The sequence below is a fragment of the Streptomyces sp. NPDC090045 genome, assembly GCF_044747975.1.
Taxonomy (GTDB): domain Bacteria; phylum Actinomycetota; class Actinomycetes; order Streptomycetales; family Streptomycetaceae; genus Streptomyces.
This window is the reverse complement of sequence record NZ_JBIVFA010000022.1, coordinates 62,750-85,117: the sequence shown is the minus strand read 5'-3', so window position 1 is coordinate 85,117 and position 22,368 is coordinate 62,750. Positions and strand designations below refer to the sequence as shown.

Genomic DNA, 22,368 nt, shown 5'->3' with positions numbered 1-22,368 from the left:
CCGGGGTTCCTGGCTGCCCGCCCGCCGGGACGCAAATGCAGTGGAAGGAATGATCCGTGCAGTTTCGCCAAAAGGCTCTTTCCAAGCTGCAATCGCCCGAAGAACTCGACCTGCCCGTTCGCTTTGCCCGCCCGCAGGGGCGGCTCGTCCTGGCCGTCACGGTCGTCGTCATGGCCGCCGCGGGCTTCTGGGCCTTCACGGGCACCGTGTCCTCCAAGCTGAGCGCCCCCGGCATCCTCACCCGGGCCGAGGGCAGTTACGTGCTGCAGACCCCGGTCGCGGGGCAGGTGACCGGAGTCCTCGCCGAGGAGGGTCAACTGGTGGCCGCCGGCGCGCCCCTGCTCAACGTCCGTACGGAGCAGGGGGACCGCCCCGTGCGCGTGGTGACCGCCGGCCGGCTGACGACCCTGGTGGCCAAGGTGGGTTCGGTCGTCGCCACGGGCGCGGACGTGGCGACCGTGGAACGCGTGAAGGATCCGGACGATCCGCTCGTGGCCGTCCTGTACGTGCCGGGCGGCAGCGGCTCGGCGATCCCCGTGGGCGCCCGGGTCGACCTGAGCGTCCAGTCCGTCCCGCAGCAGCAGTTCGGCATGCTGCGCGGCCGCGTCAAGGCGGTCGGCCGTGCGCCCCAGACGCCGGCGCAGATCGGCGGCTTCCTCGGCGACAGCGGGCTCGCCGAGCAGTTCTCCGGCCACGGCAACCCGGTCGCCGTCCTCGTACAGCTGGAGCGCTCCCCGGCCACCGAATCCGGCTACCGGTGGTCCTCCGCGGACGGGCCCCCGTACGCCGTCGACTCGCGGACGCCGGTCACCGGCGCCGTCCACCTCGCCGCACGGCGCCCCGTCGACTGGCTGCTGCCATGACCGCGCCGCAGACCTCCTCGCAGGCGTCCTCGCAGGCGTCCCCCCAGACCGGGACAGCGCCGCAGGGCCCGCAGCTCCCTCCCGCCGGACGCCGGCGCCACCGCCCCGAGCCCAAGGGGGGCGGCTCGCGCCGCAGGTCCGCGTCCGCCCGTACGGCCCCCTGGGCGCCCAGGGGCAAGGCGCCCCGCCCCGTACGCACCCCCACCGTGCTGCAGATGGAGGCGGTGGAGTGCGGCGCCGCCGCCCTGGCCATGGTGCTCGGCCACCACGGCCGCTTCGTCCCCCTCGAAGAACTGCGCATCGCCTGCGGCGTCTCCCGCGACGGCTCCCGCGCCAGCAACCTCCTCAAGGCCGCCCGCGGTTACGGGCTGAAGGCCAAGGGCATGCAGATGGACCTGGCCGCGCTCGCCGAGGTGCGCGGCCCGGCCGTCCTCTTCTGGGAGTTCAACCACTACGTCGTCTACGACGGCATGAGCCGCCGGCTCGGCCGCAGGGGCGTGTACGTCAACGACCCCGGCAAGGGCCGCCGGTTCGTCCCCATGGACGAGTTCGACACCAGCTTCACCGGTGTCGTCCTCACCTTCGAGCCCGGTGAGGGCTTCCGCCGCGGCGGCCGCAAGCCGGGCGTCCTGGGCGCCATGCCGGCCCGCCTGCGCGGCACTTCGGGCACCATGGCCGCCGCCGTGCTCTCCAGCCTGCTCCTGGTCGCCGTCGGCGCGTCCGTGCCGGCCCTGAGCCGTACGTACATCGACATGTTCCTCATCGGGGAGCAGACGTCCCTGCTGGGCGTGCTGTTCGCCTCGATGGCCGTCGCCCTCGTCCTCACCGCGACCCTCACCGCGCTGCAGCAGGCCAACCTGCTGCGCGGGCGCATCATCTCCTCGACCCTCGGCAGCGCCCGCTTCTTCCGGCACCTCCTCAGACTCCCGGTCGCCTTCTACTCCCAGCGCAACCCGGCCGACCTGGTCCAGCGCCTGCAGTCCAACGACGCGGTCGCCGAGACCCTCGCCCGCGACCTGGCCGCAGCGGGCGTGGACGCCGTGGTGGTCGTGCTCTACGCGGTCCTGCTGTGGACGTACGATCCGCAGCTCACCCTCGTCGGCGTGGCCGTGGCACTGCTCAACGTGCTGGCGATGCGGATCGTGATCCGGCTGAGGGCCACCGGTACCCAGAAGCTGCGCGCCGAGAGCGCCCGGCTCACCAACACCTCGTACAGCGGTCTCCAGCTCATCGAGACGATGAAGGCCACGGGCGGCGAGAACGGCTTCTTCCGCCGCTGGGCCGGACAGCACGCCGTCACCCTCGACGTACAGCAGCGGCTCGGCGTGCCCAGCGCGTGGCTGGCGATCGTGGCGCCCACGCTGGCGGCGTTCAACAGCGCGCTGATCCTGATGATCGGCGGCCTGCGGGCGGTGGAGGGGCACCTCACCGTGGGTCTGCTCGTCGCCTTCCAGGCCCTGGTGACCAGCTTCACCGCGCCGATCTCCCGGCTGGGCGGCGTCGCCGGCCGGATCCAGGACTTCGCGGCCGACGTCGCCCGGCTCAAGGACGTCGAGAACTTCCCCGTCGCACCGGTCCACGCGCGGCGCGAGCCCGCCGCCGGCACCCGCCGCCTCAAGGGCCAGGTGGAGCTGGACCACGTCACCTTCGGCTACAGCCCCCTCGACCAGCCGCTGCTCAAAGGCTTCTCGCTCTCGGTCGGCCCCGGTCAGCAGGTCGCGCTCGTCGGCGGCTCCGGCAGCGGCAAGTCCACCGTCTCCCGGCTGATCTCCGGCCTCTACACCCCCTGGGAGGGGGCCATCCGCATCGACGGGATGCGCCTGGAGGACATCCCGCGCGGGGCGCTGGCCGCTTCCGTCTCCTTCGTCGACCAGGACGTCTTCCTCTTCGAAGGCACCATCCGCGACAACGTCACGCTGTGGGACCCCACCCTTGCCGACGAGGCCGTCATCGCGGCGCTCGAGGACGCCGCCGTGTACGACGTGGTCGCCCGCCGCCCCGGCGGCATCCACAGCCGCGTCGAGCAGGACGGCCGCAACTTCTCCGGCGGCCAGCGCCAGCGGCTGGAGATCGCACGGGCGCTGGTGCGCCGCCCCAGCGTCATGGTCCTCGACGAGGTGACCAGCGCCCTGGACGCGGTGACCGAGCAGGTCATCATCGACAACCTGCGCCGGCGCGGCTGTGCCTGTGTGGTCATCGCCCACCGGCTGAGCACGGTGCGCGACAGCGACGAGATCGTCGTACTCGACCGGGGCACGGTCGTGGAACGCGGGCGGCACGAGCACCTGGTCGCGGCGCAGGGGCCGTACGCCGCACTGGTCAAGGAGCACTGAGGTGACGCACGCGCACCACGCCACCGCCGGCACGGCCGGCACCGCCGTCCCCGCCGCCCCGTCCGGCGGGCCGGGCGGGACCCCGGACCCGGTCGTCGCGGCCCTGGGCGCCCTGGGCTCGCCCGTCGACTGCACGGGCCTGCGCAGCCTGTCCCTGGAGGGCCCGCTCGTCCTGTGGCTCGTCGTGCAGGGCGAGCTGGACCTGTTCGCCGTCGACGCCGCGCAGGCCGGCCACTGGCACTTCCTGGGCCGCCTGGAGCCGGGCACCCTGCTGCTGGGCCCGGCCGAGGGACCCGACCACACCCTGGTCGGCCGGCCCCTGCAGGGGTGCCTGCTGCGCCGGATCGACCTGCGGGAGCTGTACCGCCCGGAGTACGGCGACCAGTTCCACGGCGACCAGTTCCACGGCGGTCAGTTCCACGGCGGACCGTGGTACGCCGGTCAAGGGCACTACGGCGCCCCCGCCCCAGGACTGCCGAGCCCCCTCGAGGACGCCTTCGCGCGCGGCATCGGCCGTGGCCTGCGCGTGCTCTACCAGGCACCGCTGGACGGCAGTGCCACCATCGGCCACGGCGGCGCCGACGACGACATCCTGTGGATGCAGATCACCCCCGGCAGCGTCCAGTACGGCGCCGTGTACGAGGCGGAGGCGGTCGGCACCCTCCTCGTCGACGCGGCGATGTGGCAGGGCATGGTCGACCAGCAGCACCGGCTGCTGTACGCCCTGGACGGCTGGATCGAACAGCAGGAGCGCGCGCACGAGGACCGCACGGCGGCGGGCATCGAGGCCGGCCGGGCAGCCCGCACCCAGGCGGACCGGACGCTGCTGGCGTCCATCGTCCGCTCCGGCCGGCATCCCCACCGGAGCGGGAGCGCCGACGCGACCTTCGCCGTGTGCCGCCTGGTCGCCGACGCGGCCCGCATCACCCTGTCCGAACCGGGCGAGGTCAGGGGCCCCGCGACCGGGCAGACGGACCCCGTCGAACGGATCGCGCTCGCCTCGCGGATCCGTACCCGCGAGGTCGGGCTCGGCGGGCGCTGGTGGCGGGAGAACAGCGGCCCGCTCGTGGGCCGTCGCGAGAAGGACGGCACGCCCGTTGCCCTGCTGTGGCGGCGCGGCGGCTACGAGGCGGTCGACCCCGCCACCGGCACGCGCGAGCGCGTCGCCGGGAGCAACGAGACCGCCTTCGAACCGCGCGCGGTCATGCTGTACCGCCCCCTGCCCGACGGACGGGTGGGCCTGCCGGCGCTGCTCCGGTTCAGCGTGCGCGGCACCTTCCCGGAGCTGCGCAGCCTGCTCCTGGGCGGGCTGGTCGCGGTGGTCCTCGGCGCACTGGTGCCGATCGCGACCGGCCGGGTCCTCGGCCGGTACGTTCCGCAGGGCGAGAACGGCCTCATCGTCCAGACCGGGCTGGCACTGATCGCGACCGGCATCGTCTCGGCCGTCTTCATGCTCCTGCAGAACACCTCGCTCCTGCGCATGGAGGGCCGTATCGAGGCCACCCTGCAGCCGGCGGTGTGGGACAGGCTGCTGCGGCTGCCGACGAAGTTCTTCGCCGGCCGCTCCACCGGCGAACTGGCCGGCGCGGCCATGGGGATCAGCGCCATCCGCCGCGTACTGTCCGGCATCGGCCCGGTCTGCGTACAGGCGGGCGCGGTCGGCACGATGAACCTCGTGCTGCTGCTCGTCTACAGCGTGCCGCTGGCCATGGCGGCGCTCGCCATGCTGGTCGTCATCGCGGCGGTCTTCCTGGGCCTGGGCCTGTGGCAGCTGCGCTACCAGCGCCGGCTGATCAAACTCGGCCACCAGCTCAACAACCAGGCCTTCCAGACCCTGCGCGGCCTGCCCAAGCTCCGCGTTGCCGCGGCCGAGTCCTTCGCGTACGCGGCCTGGGCACGCGAGTTCGCCCGTACCCGCGAGCTGCAGCAGCGCATCGGACGGATCCAGAACGTCATCACGGTCCTGGGCGCCGTCTACCTGCCGCTGTGCACGCTGGTGATGTTCGTGCTGCTGGCCGGACCGGCCCGCGGGGCCATGTCCGCCAGCGAGTTCCTCACCTTCAGCACCGCGCTGACGATGCTGCTGTCCTCGGTCACGCAGCTGACGGGCGCGCTCATTTCGGCCGCCGCCGTCCTGCCGATGTTCGAGCAGATCAAGCCGGTCCTGCGGGAGATCCCCGAGGTGGTCCGCTCCAGCACCCGGCCCGGCGAGCTGACCGGCGCCATCGAGGCCAAGAACCTGTCCTACCGCTATGCCGACGACGGCCCGCTCGTGCTCGACGACGTCGACTTCCGCGTACGGCCGGGCGAGTTCGTCGCCGTCGTCGGGGCCAGCGGCTGCGGCAAATCCACCCTGCTCCGCCTGCTCATCGGCTTCGACAAACCCGTCTCCGGCAGCGTGCTGTACGACGGCCAGGACCTGGCGGCGCTCGACCAGGCGGCCGTGCGCCGCCAGTGCGGTGTCGTCCTGCAGAACGCCCAGCCCTTCACCGGCTCGATCCTCGACTGCATTTGCGGCGCCGGGACGTTCTCACCGGAGGAGGCGTGGGAGGCCGCCGCGATGGCGGGCCTGGCGGAGGACATCAAGGCCATGCCGATGGGCATGCACACCATGCTGTCCGACGGTGGCGGCACCGTCTCGGGCGGCCAGCGTCAACGGCTGATGATCGCCCAGGCCCTCATCCGCAAGCCGCGCATCCTGTTCTTCGACGAGGCCACCAGCGCCCTGGACAACGAGGCCCAGCGCGTGGTCATCGAATCCACCCGCGCCCTGCGCGCCACCCGCATCGTGATCGCCCACCGGCTCTCCACGATCATGGACGCCGACCGTGTGATCGCCATGTCGGAGGGCCGCATCGTCCAGCAGGGCCCGCCCGCCGAGCTGCTCGCCGACACGACGGGCCTCTTCCACACCCTGGTCCACCGCCAACTCCGCTGACGGGCCGCGCACCGCCGACCGCAGAGAAAGTTGACATGGTCAACGATCGCGCATTACCGTCGCATATTACTTAAAGACATAAACCATCTACTTCCTTAAGCATCCTGCCGCCCCGCGGTGGGACCATCAGGGGAAGGGCACCGACATGAACCCCGCCCAGCACGCCGCGGCCGTCGCAGCCGAGACCGCCGGATTCGTAGCCGCCGTCAGGGCGGCCGACCTCTCCACCCCGGTGCAGACCTGCCCCGGCTGGACGCTGGAGGACCTCACCCGGCACGTCGGCAGCGTGCACCGCTGGTTCACCGAGCTGCTCCGCCGCCGCATCCAGCAACCGCCGACCAGCCGCGAGGTCGACCTGCGCCTCCCGGAGCACCCCGACGCCCTCCCGGACTGGCTGGCCGCGAGCGCGGGGGAGGCCGCCGAGGTGTTCGCCGCGACCGACCTGGACGCACCGATGTGGGCCTGGGGGGTCGACCAGCACGCCCGGTTCTGGGTCCGGCGCATGCTCTTCGAGACCCTCGTCCACCGGGTCGACGCCCAACGGGCGCTCGGACTCTCCCCGCACGTCGACCGCGCACTGGCCGTCGACGGCATCGACGAGTTCCTCACCAACCTGCCGTTCGCCTCCTCCTTCGCGCCGCTGACCGCCCAACTGCGCGCCCCCGACCGGACCGTTCGCTTCAGCAGCACGGACGGCAACGGCGACTGGCTGGTCGCCCTCCGCACCGACGGCTTCGCCCTCGTGGCCGACCGGGCCGAGCCCCACGCGGCGGACGCCACGGTCCAAGGGGCCGCCACCGACCTCCTGTTGGCCCTCTACGGCCGCCTGGACCACCGCAGCGACACCTTCAAGCTGCTCGGCGACCAGGACCTGCTCGCCCACTGGTTCGCCCACTCGGCCTTCTGACCACGGGGCCGGCCGAAGGGAACGGCCCGCCCCGGGCACCCGCCCCCACTATGCTCGCGACAGAAGTGCAGGACGGGCATGAGGGGGACCATGAGCCGGGTCGTCGTGGTGCACGGGGTGGGGCGGCAACTCGACACCGCCGAGACCCTGTTGGCGGAGGTGGAGCCCGCGCTGCGCGGCGGCGTCGGACTGGCGCTGCGCCGCGATCCCACGCTCGGACGACTCGCGGACGGCGACATCGCCTGCGCCGGATACGGGGACCTCTACCGGCAGCCCGGCACGCGCGGCGAGCCGTACTACCGGGCCGAGGACGTGGAACCGGGCTTCGAGACCGAGCTGCTGGAGGCCTGGTGGCGGGAGGCCGTCCGGCTGGACCCCCGCATCCCCGGACCGGACGGCGTCGGTCCGTCCGGTACGGGCCCCGGCGCGGCCGGTCCGCACACCACGGGCCCCGCCCCCGCCCCCCGTGGCGCCGTCGGCCGGCTCGCCTCCCGCCCCCTCGCCGTGGACCGGGTCCGCCGCGCCCTGGACGCCCTCACCCGCACCCGCTTCTTCGGTGCCGTCTCCGACCGGCTGCTCATCTCGGACCTCAAACAGGTGCGCCGCTACTTCACCGAGCCCGAACTGCGGGCCGCCGTACGGGCCCGGGCCGCGGAGCTGATCACGCCCGAGACCCGCGTGGTCGTGGGCCACTCGCTCGGCTCGGTGGTCGCGTACGAGGCGCTGTGCGCGCTCGGACCCGACCGGCCGCCGCTGTCCTTGGTCACCCTCGGCTCCCCGCTGGGCCTGGCCGGGCTGGTCTACGACCGCCTGCAGCCCGCACCGCGGCAGGACGGCACGGGGGTCTGGCCGGCCCCCGTCAAGGAGTGGACCAACCTGGCCGACCGCGGTGACGCGGTCGCCCTCGTCCGCGAACTCGCGTCCCGGTTCGGGCCGGAGGTCCGGGACCTGCCCGTGGACAACGGCTCCGAGATGCACAGCATGCGCGCCTATCTGACGGCGGTGGAGACCGGGACGGCGATCGCCGCCGGGCTGGCCCGGTGACACCCGGCCCGCACCCGGGCGCCCCCGCACCGCCACCGGACGCACCGGACGGTCCGGCCTCCGACGGACTCAACCGGTACGTCTTCGCCTTCGGCACCGGCACGTTCACCGCCGACCCGCACCTCGAAGACCTGCCCGGCGTGCCCGAGGACCTGAGCCGGGTCAAGGCCCTCTTCTCCTCCCTCGGGTACGCGGAGATCCTCCCGGAGCTCGCCGGCGCCCCCGATGCCCAGCAGGTGCGCACCGGTCTGGAGGACTGGCTCAAGGCGGACGAGCGCTGCAAGGAGGACGTGCTCGTCGTGTACTACGCGGGGCACGGCCTGCGGGACGACCGTTCCCACCGGCTGACCTGCCGCACCAGCCGCCACGACCGGATGAGCACCACCCTCGCCTCGCGCGAACTCGCGGACCTGCTGGCCGACACCCGGGTCGGGCACGTCCTGCTGCTGCTCGACACCTGTTACGCCGAACTGGGCGCGGCCGAGATCGCCAACGTCACCGGCCAGCTGGTGGACTACCGGCCCCCGGGAGCCGACGGGCTGTGGCTGATGGCCTCGGCCCGCTCCCGCGAGCTCGCGTACGACCACGCCTTCGTCACCGCCCTGGAGGCCGCGGTGCGCGCGGGCACCGCCGGGATGCGGCAGCCGTACCTGGACATCCCCACGGTGACCGGCCAGGTCAACGGCCATTTCCGGGAGCACCGACCGGAACAGCGCGCCAGCTATCACGTGGTGTCCGGACACGCGGTCCCACCGTTCCTGCCCAATCCGAAGTACCGGCCCGGCCTGCCCGACGAGGCGATGGACGTGGAGTCGCAGCGGGAGTGGACCGCGCACTTCGGTCCGCGGGGCCGCGGGGTGGAGTACGCGAGCGAGCAGGGCGACTGGTTCACCGGGCGCCGGCAGGCCCTGGCCACGCTGGCGGGCTGGCTGCGCGATCCCGTCCACGACGCCCGGGCCCGGGTGGTGACCGGGGATCCCGGGTCCGGCAAGTCGGCCGTCCTGGGCCGGCTGCTCGCACTGGCCCGCCCGGACCACCCGGAGGCCCCCGCGCACCTGCTGCCGCCGCCCGGTGCGGTGACGCTCTCCGTCCACGCGCACGGCACCACCCTGGAACGGCTCACCGCCCGGCTGGCCGCCGCGCTGGACGTGGAGGCGGACAGCCCGCCGCAGCTGCTGGCCCGGCTCGCCGAGTACGAGGGCCCCCTGCGGACCGTGCTGATCGACGCGCTGGAGGAGGCGGGCACGGGCGTCGGCGGGCGGGAACCGCAGCGCATCGCCCGCGAGTTGCTCCGGCCGATGTCCGTCCTGCACAACCTGCGCCTGCTGGTCGGCACCCGGCGGACGATGATCCCCGAGCTGGGCCGGGCCGTCGAGGTCGTCGACCTGGACACCGACGCGTACACCGGCCGCGACGACATCGAGCAGTACGCGCGGCACACGCTGGCCGGGATGCCCGGCGGGCTGGCGGAGGAGGACCGTGAGGCCGTGGCCGCCGCGGTGGCCCGGCGGGCGGGCCGCTCCTTCCTCGTCGCGCGGATGACCGTACGGGCCTTGCTGCACGGGGACTTGAACCCCGACCCGTCCCGCCCGGGCTGGGAGGAGGAGCTGCCCTCGGAGGTCGGGCAGGCCTTCGACGCCTACCTCGCCCGGTACGGGGAGAACGAGGACCGGGTGCGGCGGCTGCTGCGGCCCCTGGCGTACGCGGAGGGCTCCGGCCTGCCGTGGGATTCGCTGTGGGCCCCGCTCGCGGGGGCGCTGTCGGGCGAGAAGTGCACCAACGACGACGTGGACTGGCTGTGGCGGCAGGCGGGGGCGTACGTGGTGGAGGTGCCGGCCGGCGAGGACCGGTCGGTCTTCCGGCTCTACCACGAGGCGCTGGCGGAGCACCTGCGCGATCCGCGGCGCAGCCGCGAGGACCAGCGGCGGATGACGGCCGAGCTGATCGCCTCGGTGCCGCCGCGCACCGACGGCGACGGCCCGGACTGGGAGCGCGCGCACCCGTACGTCCACGCCCACCTGGCGGGCCACGCGGCGGCCTCGGGGGACCTCGAACGCCTGCTGCGGGACCCGTGGTTCCTGGTGCACGCGGACCCGGACGGGCTGCTGGCCGCGATGGACGGCGTACGGGGCGCCGACGCGCAGCGCGTCCGCACGATGTACCGGACCTCGGCCCACCGCTACCGCGGCCAGTGCGTCCGCCACCGCGCCCAGGTGATGGCGGTGGACTCGGCCCGGTACCGGCTGGAGGAGCACCGGAGCAGGCTGGGGCGGCGGCTGGAGTGGGCACCGCGGTGGGCGACCGGATCCCAGACGAGCAGCCTGTTCCGGGGGGAACTGAGCTCCTGGTCAGGCTATCCACTCGTCGCGACGGAGCTGCAGGGCATGCCGGTGGTGCTGAGCGCGCAGCGCCAGGGGCCGGTGCAGATTTGGGATCCGGCGCAGCAGAGCTGCGTGGCCACCCTGAACGGGCACACCGGGGCGGTGACGGCGATGGACTGCATCGAGGTGGACGGTGTCATGCTCGTCGTCACCGCGTCCAACGACGGAACGGTGCGCGTCTGGGACCTCGCACGCAGCACCGAACTCCGCAGGTTCGTGGTGCAGACCGAGGCAGAGGCCGCCCGCAGGGCCGACCGGAATGAGTTGAAGACCGTCGTGGCGGGCCTGGCCTGCACCCGGGTCCACGGCGAGGTGTTGATCGTCGGCTGTGCCCCGGACGGGTCGGCCTGGACCCGGGAGCTGGTGTCCGGCGAGGTCCGCGGGATCCTTCCGGGGCGGTCCGGGCACGGAAGGTACGACCTATCGGTCCTCTGCCTGGAGAGGCAGGAGGCGGCCACCGCGCTGGTCGCCTCGCCTTCCGGTCCGCTGCGGCGGTGGAACCTGGAGACCGGGGAGTGTGACCTCCTCCACGACTCCACTGACTGCCGGGCGGTGGCGAGCCTCGCCCAAGACGGCCGCGAGTTGGTGTCGATCGGCTACCGCGACGGCGAGCTTCAGTTCCGCGACGCGGCCACGGACACCGTCGTCTCCTCCTGCCGCGTCGGGCACGGCTGGATCACGGCCATCGCTTTCACGGAACTCGACGGCCGGGCGGTCATGGTGGTGGGCTACGGGGACGGCTCGATGGAGCTGAGGGAACGGCCAGACGGCCGGTTGCTCGCCCGGCTGAACGGTCATCCGCAGTGGGTGCATTCCATCGTGATCACGAGTGTGGACGGCCGACCCGCGGCCGCCAGCGCCAGCAGCGGCGGATCCGTCCGCCTGTGGAGGCTGGAGGAGCAAGCCGAGGAGGTCGAGCCACCCGGCCATTCCAGCCAGGTGCCGGCCGTCACGTGCACCGTGCTGAACGGCGCCGCCGTAGCGGTCTCGGCGAGCCACGACCACACGGCACGAGTGTGGGATCTGGCCTCCGGAAGAGAGTTGCAACGCTTCGAAGGCCACACCAACTGGGTGGAAAGAGTGTCCTGCGCGACGGTCTCCGGCACACCGGTCGCCGTCACCGTCGGGCAGGACGAAACCGTCCGGGTGTGGAATCTCGCGGACGGATTGGAGACCGGAAGAACCAAGGCCAGCTACTCGACACCCCTGGTGTGCGGACACCTCGGGGGCGATCCGGTCGCCCTGCTCGTCCATGAAGGCCCGGACAAAGCCTTTGCGAGGATCTGGAACCTGAAAACCCTGGAGATCAGCGGAACATTCGAGGCGCCCGGGTACCTGGGCGCCTTGGCCTGGGCTCTCGTGGACGGGCGGCCTCTGGCCGTGATCGCGGGGATGGACTCGCTCCGGGAAGCCGACCGGCGGACCGAACTCTGGGACCTCACCGATCGGAGCCGGGTGGGTGACTTCGGGGGCCTCACCGACCAGGTCAACGCCATGGTGTGCGGCACCGACGGACGCAACCCCGTGGTCTTGGCGGCCACCGCACACGGCGGCGCCCAGCTGTGGGATCTGCGGACCCGGCAGCTACGGCACCGCCTCGGTGACGCCTGGGTCTCCGATGTGGAGATCGGCCTGCTGGACGGGCTGCCGGTGGCCGTCACCGCCGACTACTACTCCCTGGGCATCTGGGACCTGGGCAACGGCACGCTCCTGCACGAGATCCACCTGCCCGTCGATCCCAGTGCCGTCTCCTTCGCCTCCAGCGGCGAGCTCGTCGTCGGCGCCGGGTACGAGGTGATCGTCCTGGAGCGCTGACGTACGGCGGCGCCGGGTGCGGGGGCGCCGTACCGTGAGTTCCATGCCGCGGAGCCGACGCCGGAGACGAATCGGTACCTGGCCGGCCGTGGGACTCACGGTCGCCGTCCTCGTCGCCGCCAACCTGGCCGTGCACCACTGGACCGGCCCGTCCGGCCTGGTGACGGCCGTCGTGGTCAGCGCCGTCCTGCTCGGCGTGCTCTTCTGGGCCGGCGGCACCCTGGGGGACGCGGGCCTGGCGCCCGGCACACTCGCCCGTGGTGCCCGTTGGGCGCTGGCCCTGATCGGCCTGGTCGCCGTCGTCTACCTCGCCGCGGCCCTGCTGCCGGCCACCAGGGCGCTGTTCGAGGACCGGCGGTACGCCGGGATGACCGGCAGCGAGCTGCTGCTGCGCGTCTTCCTGCTGGTCCCCGTCGGCACCGTCCTGGTGGAGGAGATCGCCTTCCGCGGCGTCCTCTACGGTCTGGTGTGCCGCGACCGCGGGGCGGCGTGGGCGACCGCCGTGTCGAGCCTGTTGTTCGGCCTGTGGCACGTGCTGCCGTCCCTGCAGCTGGCGACGGCGAAACCCGCCCTGACCACGGTCTTCGGTGACTCCGGCCTCGGCGCCGCTTTGGCGGTCGCGGCGGCCGTGCTGTTCACGGGGGCGGCGGGGGTCCTCTTCTGCGAGCTGCGGCGCCGCAGCGGCAGTCTGCTCGCTCCCATGGGCCTGCACTGGGCGGTCAACGCACTCGGCTACCTCGTCGGGTTCCTGCTGCGCTGAGCAGCCGACGGCCGACGGCTCAGCGCTCCGGCCAGATGATGTCCCTCAGCCGGTCCAGGTCCTGCGCGGTGAATCCGGCGGGCCGCATGACGGCGTTCCAGCCGTCGACGTACGCGGCCTTGTACGTGTGGCCGTGACCGTCCGGAACGCCCGTGGAGAACGGCAGGTCGGCGGTGACCTGCCAGAAGGTCACGAGCGGCATCCAGAACATCCCTTCGAGCACGTCCGAACCGGGCGCCTCGCCGATCCAGTCGGGTTCGGAGAAGGCCAGCCCGGGGCTCCACCACACGATCGGATCGGACGGGTGCATGAGGTAGAGCACCCGCGTGCCGTCCCACGGCCTGTCCTGGGGAGGCATCCCGGTGGCCGGGTCGTCGGTGAACCGGACGGTCCGCCCGTCCTTGTAGACGGGCTCGATCTCGGGACTCCCCGCGTCGCGCTGATCGCTGAACTCGCGGAACAGCGTGTTGAAGTTGGGCGGGCCGGCGAACAGGGTGCCGGCGGTGCGGTTGCGCAGGTCGTACTCCCCGCTGAAGGCCGTCTCACCGCCGAACGACCCCAGGCTCTCACCCGCCACGAACAGCCGCGGGCGCTGGTCCTGGGGCAGCTTCGACCAGGTGTCGTAGACCGCGTCGAAGAGTTCGCGGCCGGCCGCGCGCGCCTTGGACTGATCGACCAGGTACGAGAGCCACGACGGCAGGTACGAGTACTGCATCGCCACGGTCGCCGAGTCGCCGTTGCCGAGGTACTCGAACGAGTCCACGGCGGCGGGGTCGACCCAGCCGCTGCCCGTCGTGGTCATCACGAGCAGGTTCTCGCGCTCGAAGCCGCCCGCCCGTTCGAGGTCCGCGACGGCCCGGGCCGCCCTGGTCTCCGTGTCCTCGGAGGTCGTCAGCCCGGCGTACGCCCGTACGGGCTCCTGCGCCGGGCGGTGGGCGAAGGCGCCGATGTCCCCGGCCGACGGACCGCTGCCGGTGAAGGCGCGGCCCTGCCTGCCCAGCGAGTCCCACGGCACGAGAGAGCCGGGCCCGCCCGAGCGCAACGTCGAGGTGGGCTGGTGGACGCCTTCCGGCGTCTCCGTGTCGCGCACCGAGAACGCCTCGTTGGCCGCGTTCACGAACCCGCCCAGCAGGAGACCGGAGAAGGCGGACCACGCCAGACCCGCGATCAGCACCCAGCCGACCACCCGCGCCGCCCGCGGGCCGATCCAGCGCCCGAGCAGGTCGGCGGCCCAGTGGTACAGGCGCCGGAGCCCCCGCCCGGCCAGCAGCAGGAGCCAGAAGACGAGGGCGGCGACGAAGGGGCAGGCGACGGCGGTGACGACGTTGTAGTCGGTGACCCCCATCAGGGTGCGGATCTCGTGCTGCCAGTACTGGCCGAGCCCGAACGCGAGACCGAACAGGACGATCGCGCTGACGAGCAGCACGAGCCACGACCTGCGCGAGGCGGTCCGGGCGTCCCGGTCGGCGAAGGCGCGCCACACGTACGCCGCGGTCACGCCGAGCCCGTATCCGATGGCCGCGGTGATGCCGCAGATCAGCCCTTGGAGGATCCCGCCGCGGGGAAGCAGCGACGGTGTGAAGGACAGGCACGCCAGGACGAGCGCGCCCCAGCAGCCGGGCAGCGTGAAGTGGAGCAGCCGGCGGCGCATCCCGGGGCCGGGGGAAGGTTCGGCGGCGGCCGGGGCGGTGCCGCCGGGTTCCTCCACTCCGCCGTCCGCCGTGCGCGGTGCCGGCCCCTCCGGTGGTGGAACCGGCGGGTCGTGGCTCATGGGTCTCCTCCAGGGCAATCCTCGCAAGGCCCGGCCGGTCGTGCCATCCGGTCCCGGGCGGCGCCACGCGGCGTGTCCTTGCCGACGTCGGTCCGTCACGCTCCGTCGACCTGTAGGAACGAGGTCACGCGTGGTGCGGCGGGTGGATCGGGAGGGCTGGTCATGAGCGGTGGCGCCTGGACCGTTGCGGCGGTGGCGGCCGTCACGGCCGCGTACGCGCTGGGCTCGCGGCGGCTGTCCTCCACGCCCTTGTCGTCGGCGATCGTGTTCGTCGGCGCCGGCATTCTCCTCGGGCCGGCCGTGCTGGACATCGTCAATCTGGAGCAGGAGGCCGCGCCGATCGTGGCGCTCCTCGAAGCCACGCTGACGCTCGTGCTGTTCACCGATGCCCTGTCGGTGCGCAGACGGGACCTCCGGACCGGCGGCTTCGTGCCCGGGCGCCTGCTGGGCATCGGACTGCCCCTGAGCATCGGCGCGGGCTGGCTCCTCGCGTGGCCGCTGCTGCCGGGGCTGACGATGTGGGAGCTCGCACTGGTGGGTGCCATCCTCGCCCCGACCGACGCCGCCCTCGGGAAGACCGCGATGTCCCACCCGCGGGTACCGGCGCTCGTACGGGACGGACTGAACGTCGAAAGCGGCTTGAACGACGGCATGGTGCTGCCCTTCTTCATCCTCTTCCTCGCGGCCATCCCCGGTACCCACTACGCGCAGGAGGGCGTCGCGGGAGTCTTCTGGCGCGCCCTGGTGCTGAGCACCGCCCTCGGCCTGCTGATCGGGTGGCTGGGCGGCCGGCTGCTGCAGGGGGCCCGGGCCCGGGGGTGGGTCGCGCGGGAGTGGTGGCAGGTCTATCCGCTGGCCGTCGCGGCGGCGGCGTACGAGCTCGCCGTCGTGACGGACGGCAGCGGGTTCATCGCGGCCTGGGTGGCCGGCTTCGCCTGCGGTTTCGTCCTGCGCCACTTCCCGGCCGACGACGGGCCGGGGGACGCCGAGCGCACGGCCGAGTTCACCGAGACCCTCGGCGGCCTCCTGGCGGCGATCAGCCTCCTCGTCTTCGGGGCGGTGCTGCTCGGGCCCACACTGGAGCACCTGAGCTGGCGGATCTGTCTCTACGCGGTGCTGAGCCTCACCGTCGTCAGGATGCTGCCGGTGGTCCTCGCGCTGGCCGGGAGCGGACTGCGGCCCCACACGGTGGCGTACATCGGCTGGTTCGGGCCACGCGGTCTCGCCTCGGTGGTGCTGGCGCTGCTCGTCGTGGAGGAACACGTTCCGGGGGTGGACCTGGTGGGGCGGGTGGTCGCGATCACCGTCGGCCTCAGCGTCCTCCTGCACGGCCTCTCGTCCGTTCCCCTGGCCGAGCGGTACGGCCGCTGGTACGAGAAGGCCGCGGCCGCCCACCCCGATCTGCGCGAGGGCACCCCCGTACCCGGTGGACATGCTGCGGAGGGTGGCCGCCCCTAGCCTGAAGTGGAGGCCTGCGGACGTCCATGTCCACGGGAAGTCGGCCCACCGGGTACGCAGGCACCGAGATTCCCGGCCGGCAGCCGGCGGAGCGGTGGGAGGTTGCCCCATGAGCAGGCGCTGGGCCGCGCGTCTGGCCTTGGCGGCCGGCGTGGCGGCGGTTGTGGTGCTGGTGGTCTTCGCCGGGCTCGGCAGCCTCGTGCTCATGGGCGTGGGGTGGGCGGGCCTGGTGCTCACGGCGGCCGGTGGCTGGTGGATGCTCACCCACACGGGCTGGATCAGGGTGCTGGCCGTGCTCCTGGTGGTCGCCGCGCCGCTCGGTGTCCTGATCCTGTACGCGGCCGCCGGGCTGCTGTGGGTGGTGCTGCTCTCGCTCGGCCTGTGGGCACTGGCCGTTTCCGCGGGCAGGGCCGCGCTGGTCGAAGACAGCCCGCGCGGCATGCCGGAGCGCTCCGTCGGCCGCGCCGAGCGGCCGTTCCTGATCATGAACCCGCGCTCGGGTGGCGGAAAGGTCGAGAAGTTCCAGCTCGCGGAGCGCGCCAGGGCCCTGGGCGCCGAGGTCGTCGTACTGGACCCGGCCCGGCATCAGGACGTGGCCGAGCTGGCGCGGAGCGCCGTCCGGGGCGGCGCCGACCTGCTCGGCGTCGCGGGCGGCGACGGCACACAGGCCCTGGTCGCCGGTATCGCCGCGGAGCACGACCTTCCGTTCATGGTGATCAGCGCGGGCACCCGCAACCACTTCGCCATGGACCTGGGCCTGGACCGCCAGGATCCCTCCACCTGCCTGGAGGCACTGACCGACGGCGTCGAACTGCGCATCGACATCGGCTACCTCCATGCGGGAGGGCCTAGGGGAGAGCCCGCGGGCCGGAGCGAGGAACGCGTCTTCATCAACAACGCCTCCTTCGGCGTGTACGCGGAAGTCGTGCAGAGTCCCGCCTATCGCGACGACAAGGCCCGCACCATCCTGGAGATGCTGCCCGACCTGCTGACCCACCACAGCGGCGCGCGCCTGAGGGTCCGTGCCGGTTCGTTGACCAAGGACGGCCCCCAAGCCGTGCTGGTGAGCAACAACCCCTACGAGAGGGGAGACTCGGCCGGACTGGGACGCCGCGGGCGCCTGGACTCCGGTCTGCTGGGGGTGCTGTGCGTCGGGGTCGGCAACGCCGCCGAAGCGACGGAGCTCCTGTTGCGCGGCGGGCAGGGCCGCGGGCTGACCGAGGCCACCGCCCGGGAGGTCGTCGTCGACGCCGACGCTCCCGTCATCCCGGTCGGAGTCGACGGCGAGGCCCTGACGCTGCCCACTCCGGTGCGCTGCCGTCTCGCCCCCGGCGCGCTGCGCGTGCGCGTCCCCCGGCACCGGCCCGGCGTGCCGCACGTTGCCCCGCCGATGGACTGGCGCCGGGTGCGGCGTCTGGCGCTGACGATGGGGCGGGTCGCCGCCGGACACGAGACCGCTTGACCGACGGCTGCGGGGTCTCTCCCGCCCGCAGGGCGGTCACCGCTCGTCGCCGGGCGCGGGACCCGCGGATCCGGCCTCGGGCCCGACGGGCGGATCGGCCGGGGGGACCGGCGTCCACTCGGCTCCGGTGAGCCGGCGGAAGGCCGCGACGGCGGCCTCGACGGTGGGGAAGAAGTGATCGGGGTCGATGGTGCGGGTGAGCTCGTACCGCTCGATCTTCCGTCGCACCGGGTCCTTCAGCTCGGCGAACACCAGGTGCACGTGGTCCGCGTTGAGGGCCTCGTCGAGCTCCTCCAGAACGTCGGCGGCGGTGGTGTCCACGTCGGTCATCGGTTCCGCCGCGACCAGGATCCAGGTCGGCCGCGGGTCGGCTCCTGCCAGCCGCCTGACCTCGTCGCGGAACGTCTTGGCGTTGGCGAAGAAGAGGGGGGCGTCGAACCGGTAGATCACCAGGCCGGGCAGCTGCCGGGCCTGCGGGTAGGAGCGGACGTCGTGGTAGCCCTCCAGGTCGTGCACCCGCCCGAGCACGGTGCGGTAGGGCCACCAGGCGCGCCGGAAGACGTTGAGGACGGACAGGGCCACCGCGATGCCGATCCCGGGCAGCACGCCCAGCAGGGCCACGCCGACGAAGGCCGCGCAGCACAGCAGGAACTCCGTACGGCTCTGCCGCCACAGCCGCACGGACCCGGGGACTTCGGCCAGGGACAGCGAGGCCGTGATGACCACGGCGGCCAGGGCCGGCTGGGGGAGGTTGCGGAACAGGCCCGGAACCAGTACGAGCATCAGGATGATCAGCGCCGCTCCGACGACCCCGGTGAGCTGGGTCCTGGCCCCCGCGCGCTCCGCCACCGCCGTACGGGATCCGCTCGTGCTGACGGGGAAGCCCTGGAAGAAACCGGCGGCCAGGTTGGCCACACCGATGCCCGCCATCTCCTGGTTGCCGCGGACCTCCTGCCCCGTACGGGCCGCGAAGGCCGAGGCGTTGGAGATCGTGTCGGCCAGCGACACCAGGGCGATGCCCAGCGCACCACCGAGCAGCAGCGGCAGGTCGGCGGGGCGCACGTCGGGGATCGTGAACGGCGGGAAGCCCTCGGGCAGTTCCCCGACCAGTCCGACGCCGTGCGCGCCCAGGTCGAGGACGGTGGCCGCGGCGATCGCCAGGACCACCATCACGAGCACCGCGGGGACCTTCGGCAGGAAGCGCTGCAGCACCAGGATGACGACGATCCCACCGATGCCGACCGCGGCGGCGGCCGGCACCGCCGCCCCGTCGGCGAGGCCCCGCAGGAAGCCGGTGCACTCGCCGATCAGGTTGTCCGCCTCGACCTTGAAGCCGAACAGCTTGGGCAGCTGACCGATGAGGATGGTCAGCGCCAGCCCGTTCATGTAGCCGATCATCGTCGGTTTGGAGATCAGATCGGCGATGAAGCCGAGCTTCGCCACTGAGGCCAGGATCATGACGGCCGCGACCATCAGCGCGAGCAACGACGCCAGCGCGACGGCCCGGTCGGGATCCCCGCCGGCCGCCACCAGGGGCAGCACGGTGGCGGCGATCATCGGCCCCAGCGAGGAATCCGGGCCCAGCACCAGGATCCGGGACGGCCCGCACACCGCGTAGCCGAGCAGGCAGAGGACCGTCGTGTACAGGCCGGTGATGGGCGGCAGGCCCGCCAACTCGGCGTACGCCATGCCCTGCGGCACCAGCAGCGTGGTCAGGACGACTCCCGCCACCAGGTCCTTGACCAGCCACTCCCGCCGGTAGGACGCGGCCGCACGGATCCCGGGCACGGCCCGCACCCGGGAGAGGAGCTTGCGGTTCCCGTACCAGGTCGGCGCGGACCGCTCTCCCATCACGTGCCTCGGGACCGGCGGGCCACGAGCTTGCCCAGCTCCCACAGGACCAGGAGTACGAGGGCGGCGAGCACCGCCCAGCCGAACTGACGGGCATTGATCTCCGTCGTCCCCAGGAGACGCTGGAAGCCGTCCATCTGGGTCACCAGCACCGCCAGCACGAACTGTGCCAGCGCCACCCAGTTCATCTGCTTGCTGTCGAAGGTGGACGGAGTCAGCACCGAGTCCGTCTCGCTGCGGCACTCGAACGCGGCCACGATCAGACACAGCGCGAACGCGGTGAACGCGATCGACTGACCGGTCTCGACGCTGTCGAAGTGGGCCTCGCCGAGCGTGATCAGCCCGAGCAGCACGATGGTGATCGCCAGTCCGCCCAGCCCGACCGTGACCAGGACGCGCCGGGTGAGCACCGACTCCCCACGCGGCCGCGGCCTGCGCCGCATCAGCCCGGGGCTTTCCCGGTCGAAGCCCAGCGCGAAGCCGAAGGACGCGTTGACCACGAAGTGGATCCACAGCACCTGCGGTGGGGTGAAGGGCTCACCGGCGGCGATGTTGAAGACCGTGGCACCGAGGAAGGTCAGCACGAAGGTGACCAGCAGGAGCAGGACGAACCGGATGTACTTGGTGAGGTTGTCGTAGATCCGCCGACCCTGCTCCACCGCGTAGACGATGGTGGCGAAGTTGTCGTCGGAGAGGACCATGCGGCCGGCGTTCTTCGCCACGTCCGTGCCGCTGCCCATCGCGATGCCGATGTCCGCGGCCTTGATGGCCGGCGCGTCGTTGACGCCGTCCCCGGTCATCGCCACGACGTCGCCCTTCTTCTTGAGCGTGTCGGCGAGCAGCACCTTGTGTTCCGGCGCGACCCGCCCCACCACCCCGATGCCGTCGATCCGGGCGAGCTGTTCCTCCTCGCTCATGGCGGCGAAATCGGCGCCGAGGACCGCCTCGCCGGGGATGCCGAGCTGCCGGGCGATCGCCGCACCGGTGGTGACGTCGTCACCGGTCACCATGCGGACCCGGATGTGCCCCGCCTGGGCGCCGGCCACGGCAGCCTTGGCCTCCTCGCGGGGCGGGTCGACCATGCCGACGAGGCTGCTCATCCGCAGCTCCGTGACGTACGCGAGCAGGTCGCCTTCCGGATCGAAGCCGGCCGGGTCCAGATCCCGGGTGGCGGCGGCCATGACCCGGCGTCCCTCGCCGCCCATCCGCTCGGTCTGCGCCTCGGCGCGCGCCGCCAGTTCCTCGTCCCACGGGACGGTCGCGCCCGCCGACAGCGCGGTGGCGGCCCGTGCCACGACCGCCGGGACCGCCCCTTTGACGAAACACCGCACGACCTGTCGTCCGGAGGCGTCGAGGGCCGCGTTGAAGGTGGCCATCAGCTTGTACTCGGGGTCGAACGGCAGCGTGGCGAGCCGCGGCAGGCCCTCCCGGGTGGCTTCGACGTCCAGCCCGGCCTTGTGCGCGAGCACCAGCAGCGCACCCTCGGTGGGATCGCCCACCACCTCGCCGTCCACCAGCTTCGCGTCGCTGGCCACCACGTACGGCAGGATCGCGTCCTCGATGCCCGCGGAGGCGCCCGCGGCATGGTGGACCTTCCCTTCGAGCCCGTACCCCGTGCCCGAGACGGTGTACCGGTCGGTGGGACTCAGCACTTCGACGGCGGTCATCTGGTTCATCGTGAGGGTGCCGGTCTTGTCCGAGTTGATCGCCGACGTGAACGCCAGGGTCTCGACCGACGGCAGTTCCTTGACGATGGCGTTGCGCTTCGCCAGGTTGAGGCTGCCGACGGACAGGATCGCCTGGGTCACGGTCGGCAGGGCCTCCGGGATGGCGGCGATGGCCAGCGAGACCGCGCTGACGAACAGCACGTCCCAGGCCTGGTCCCGCTGCCGCCCCAGGGCGAACATCACGATCATGGTCAAGCCCGCGGCGGCCGTGATCCACAGGGTCAGGGTGTTGAGCTCCCTGGTGAGCGGCGGCACTTCCTTCTCCGTGGCCGACAGCATCCCGGAGATCTTGCCGAGTTCGGTGCCGGCGCCGGTCGCGGTGACGACGAGTACGCCGCTGCCGTGGGTGACCGGAGTGTTCATGAACGCCATGTTGGTCTGGTCGCCGGGCGCCGGCAGGGCGCCCGTCAGCGTGCCGGAGTCCTTCCCGGCGGGAACGCTCTCGCCGGTGAGTGCCGACTCGTCGATCTGCAGGGCACTGGCCTCGATGATGCGCCCGTCCGCCCCCACCTGGTCCCCGGCCGCGATGAGCACGATGTCGCCGACGACGAGCTGTTCGGCGGGGATCTCCGCCTCCGTCCCGTCCCTGCGGACCCGGGCCGTCGCCTTCATCATCGACTGCAGTGCGTTCATCGCGCTCTCGGCCTTGCCCTCCTGGCGCAGGCCCACCACCGCGTTCAGCAGGGTCAGCACGATCAGCAGGATCGCGGTGGTCCACTCCCTGATGAGCAGCGAGACGACCGCCGCGGCCAGCAGGACGATCTGCATGTAGCTGCGGTACTGCGCGAGGAACCGGCGCCAGGTCGGAGTCCGCTTCTCCTCGGGCAGCGCGTTCGGCCCGTGCGCGGCCAGGAGTTCCGCGGCCCGCGCAGTGGAGAGGCCGACCGCCGGATCGACGTCGAACGCGGCCACGACCGCCTCCGGAGCGCGCGTGTACCAACCGTCGCCCGGAGCCCGGGGCCGCTCTCCCGCAGATTCCGCCCGCACCGTCATCGTCCTGCCTCCGATCCGTGGCCGCGGACGCGTCCACGCCGCTCGGGCGCCGGGGCCCGGGGAGT

12 protein-coding genes are annotated in these 22,368 nt (G+C 72.7%); 9 read left to right on the top strand and 3 right to left on the bottom strand.

Annotation, left to right across the window (positions count from 1 at the left end):
- The first annotated feature begins 56 nt into the window (after positions 1 to 56).
- The 7 genes from ACIPYQ_RS37870 (at position 57) to ACIPYQ_RS37840 (ending at position 13,041) form a co-directional block, all read left to right on the top strand.
- On the top strand, positions 57 to 863 hold the full coding sequence (locus tag ACIPYQ_RS37870) for a hypothetical protein (RefSeq protein WP_401258827.1): 807 nt from the start codon (positions 57 to 59) through the stop codon (positions 861 to 863).
- Entirely contained in the window at positions 860 to 3,196 is a 2,337-nt protein-coding gene (locus ACIPYQ_RS37865) for an NHLP family bacteriocin export ABC transporter peptidase/permease/ATPase subunit (RefSeq protein WP_401258826.1), read from the top strand. Before ACIPYQ_RS37870 ends, ACIPYQ_RS37865 begins: the two co-directional genes overlap by 4 nt.
- Before the next feature lie 103 nt (positions 3,197 to 3,299).
- Complete coding sequence (locus ACIPYQ_RS37860; protein ID WP_401258849.1) at positions 3,300 to 6,134, top strand: NHLP bacteriocin export ABC transporter permease/ATPase subunit; 2,835 nt, start codon at positions 3,300 to 3,302, stop codon at positions 6,132 to 6,134.
- A gap of 145 nt (positions 6,135 to 6,279) precedes the next feature.
- Positions 6,280 to 7,041, top strand: coding sequence for a maleylpyruvate isomerase family mycothiol-dependent enzyme (locus ACIPYQ_RS37855; protein WP_401258824.1), 762 nt, complete (start codon positions 6,280 to 6,282; stop codon positions 7,039 to 7,041).
- Between the two features lie 90 nt (positions 7,042 to 7,131).
- Entirely contained in the window at positions 7,132 to 8,085 is a 954-nt protein-coding gene (locus ACIPYQ_RS37850; RefSeq protein ID WP_401258823.1) for an antibiotic ABC transporter ATP-binding protein, read from the top strand.
- Positions 8,082 to 12,281 carry a caspase family protein gene (locus ACIPYQ_RS37845; RefSeq protein WP_401258821.1) on the top strand — a complete coding sequence of 1,400 codons (4,200 nt, stop codon included), beginning with the start codon at positions 8,082 to 8,084 and terminating at the stop codon, positions 12,279 to 12,281. Before ACIPYQ_RS37850 ends, ACIPYQ_RS37845 begins: the two co-directional genes overlap by 4 nt.
- An 88-nt stretch (positions 12,282 to 12,369) precedes the next feature.
- Positions 12,370 to 13,041, top strand: coding sequence for a lysostaphin resistance A-like protein (locus tag ACIPYQ_RS37840; RefSeq protein WP_401258820.1), 672 nt, complete (start codon positions 12,370 to 12,372; stop codon positions 13,039 to 13,041).
- A 19-nt stretch (positions 13,042 to 13,060) separates the two neighbouring features.
- On the opposite strand, the gene ACIPYQ_RS37835 is transcribed toward ACIPYQ_RS37840, so the two are convergent.
- Positions 13,061 to 14,812 carry an alpha/beta hydrolase gene (locus ACIPYQ_RS37835; RefSeq protein WP_401258819.1) on the bottom strand — a complete coding sequence of 584 codons (1,752 nt, stop codon included), beginning with the start codon at positions 14,810 to 14,812 and terminating at the stop codon, positions 13,061 to 13,063.
- Between the two features lie 162 nt (positions 14,813 to 14,974).
- Here ACIPYQ_RS37835 and ACIPYQ_RS37830 point away from each other — a divergent pair, with 162 nt between their 5' ends.
- Both ACIPYQ_RS37830 and ACIPYQ_RS37825 read left to right on the top strand, forming a co-directional pair.
- The gene (locus ACIPYQ_RS37830; protein ID WP_401258817.1) at positions 14,975 to 16,270 is read left to right on the top strand and encodes a cation:proton antiporter; all 1,296 of its coding nucleotides are present in this window, start codon (positions 14,975 to 14,977) and stop codon (positions 16,268 to 16,270) included.
- Between the two features lie 109 nt (positions 16,271 to 16,379).
- A complete protein-coding gene (locus tag ACIPYQ_RS37825) occupies positions 16,380 to 17,732 on the top strand; it encodes a diacylglycerol/lipid kinase family protein (protein WP_401258815.1) in 1,353 nt (450 codons plus the stop codon).
- Positions 17,733 to 17,768: 36 nt separating this feature from the next.
- On the opposite strand, the gene ACIPYQ_RS37820 is transcribed toward ACIPYQ_RS37825, so the two are convergent.
- Together ACIPYQ_RS37820 and ACIPYQ_RS37815 are read right to left on the bottom strand one after the other, a co-directional pair.
- The gene (locus tag ACIPYQ_RS37820; RefSeq protein ID WP_401258813.1) at positions 17,769 to 19,583 is read right to left on the bottom strand and encodes a SulP family inorganic anion transporter; all 1,815 of its coding nucleotides are present in this window, start codon (positions 19,581 to 19,583) and stop codon (positions 17,769 to 17,771) included.
- Positions 19,583 to 22,303: a cation-translocating P-type ATPase gene (locus ACIPYQ_RS37815; RefSeq protein WP_401258811.1), complete on the bottom strand. Its 2,721-nt coding sequence runs from the start codon at positions 22,301 to 22,303 to the stop codon at positions 19,583 to 19,585. Before ACIPYQ_RS37815 ends, ACIPYQ_RS37820 begins: the two co-directional genes overlap by 1 nt.
- Positions 22,304 to 22,368: the final 65 nt, after the last annotated feature.

Excerpts from the sequence above, each read along its gene's own strand:
- ACIPYQ_RS37865 (WP_401258826.1), top strand. The coding sequence starts at position 860 with ATGACCGCGCCGCAGACCTCCTCGCAGGCGTCCTCGCAGGCGTCCCCC.
- ACIPYQ_RS37855 (WP_401258824.1), top strand. The coding sequence starts at position 6,280 with ATGAACCCCGCCCAGCACGCCGCGGCCGTCGCAGCCGAGACCGCCGGA.
- ACIPYQ_RS37850 (WP_401258823.1), top strand. The coding sequence starts at position 7,132 with ATGAGCCGGGTCGTCGTGGTGCACGGGGTGGGGCGGCAACTCGACACC.
- ACIPYQ_RS37835 (WP_401258819.1), bottom strand. The coding sequence starts at position 14,812 with ATGAGCCACGACCCGCCGGTTCCACCACCGGAGGGGCCGGCACCGCGC.
- ACIPYQ_RS37830 (WP_401258817.1), top strand. The coding sequence starts at position 14,975 with ATGAGCGGTGGCGCCTGGACCGTTGCGGCGGTGGCGGCCGTCACGGCC.
- ACIPYQ_RS37825 (WP_401258815.1), top strand. The coding sequence starts at position 16,380 with ATGAGCAGGCGCTGGGCCGCGCGTCTGGCCTTGGCGGCCGGCGTGGCG.
- ACIPYQ_RS37820 (WP_401258813.1), bottom strand. The coding sequence starts at position 19,583 with ATGGGAGAGCGGTCCGCGCCGACCTGGTACGGGAACCGCAAGCTCCTC.
- ACIPYQ_RS37815 (WP_401258811.1), bottom strand. The coding sequence starts at position 22,303 with ATGACGGTGCGGGCGGAATCTGCGGGAGAGCGGCCCCGGGCTCCGGGC.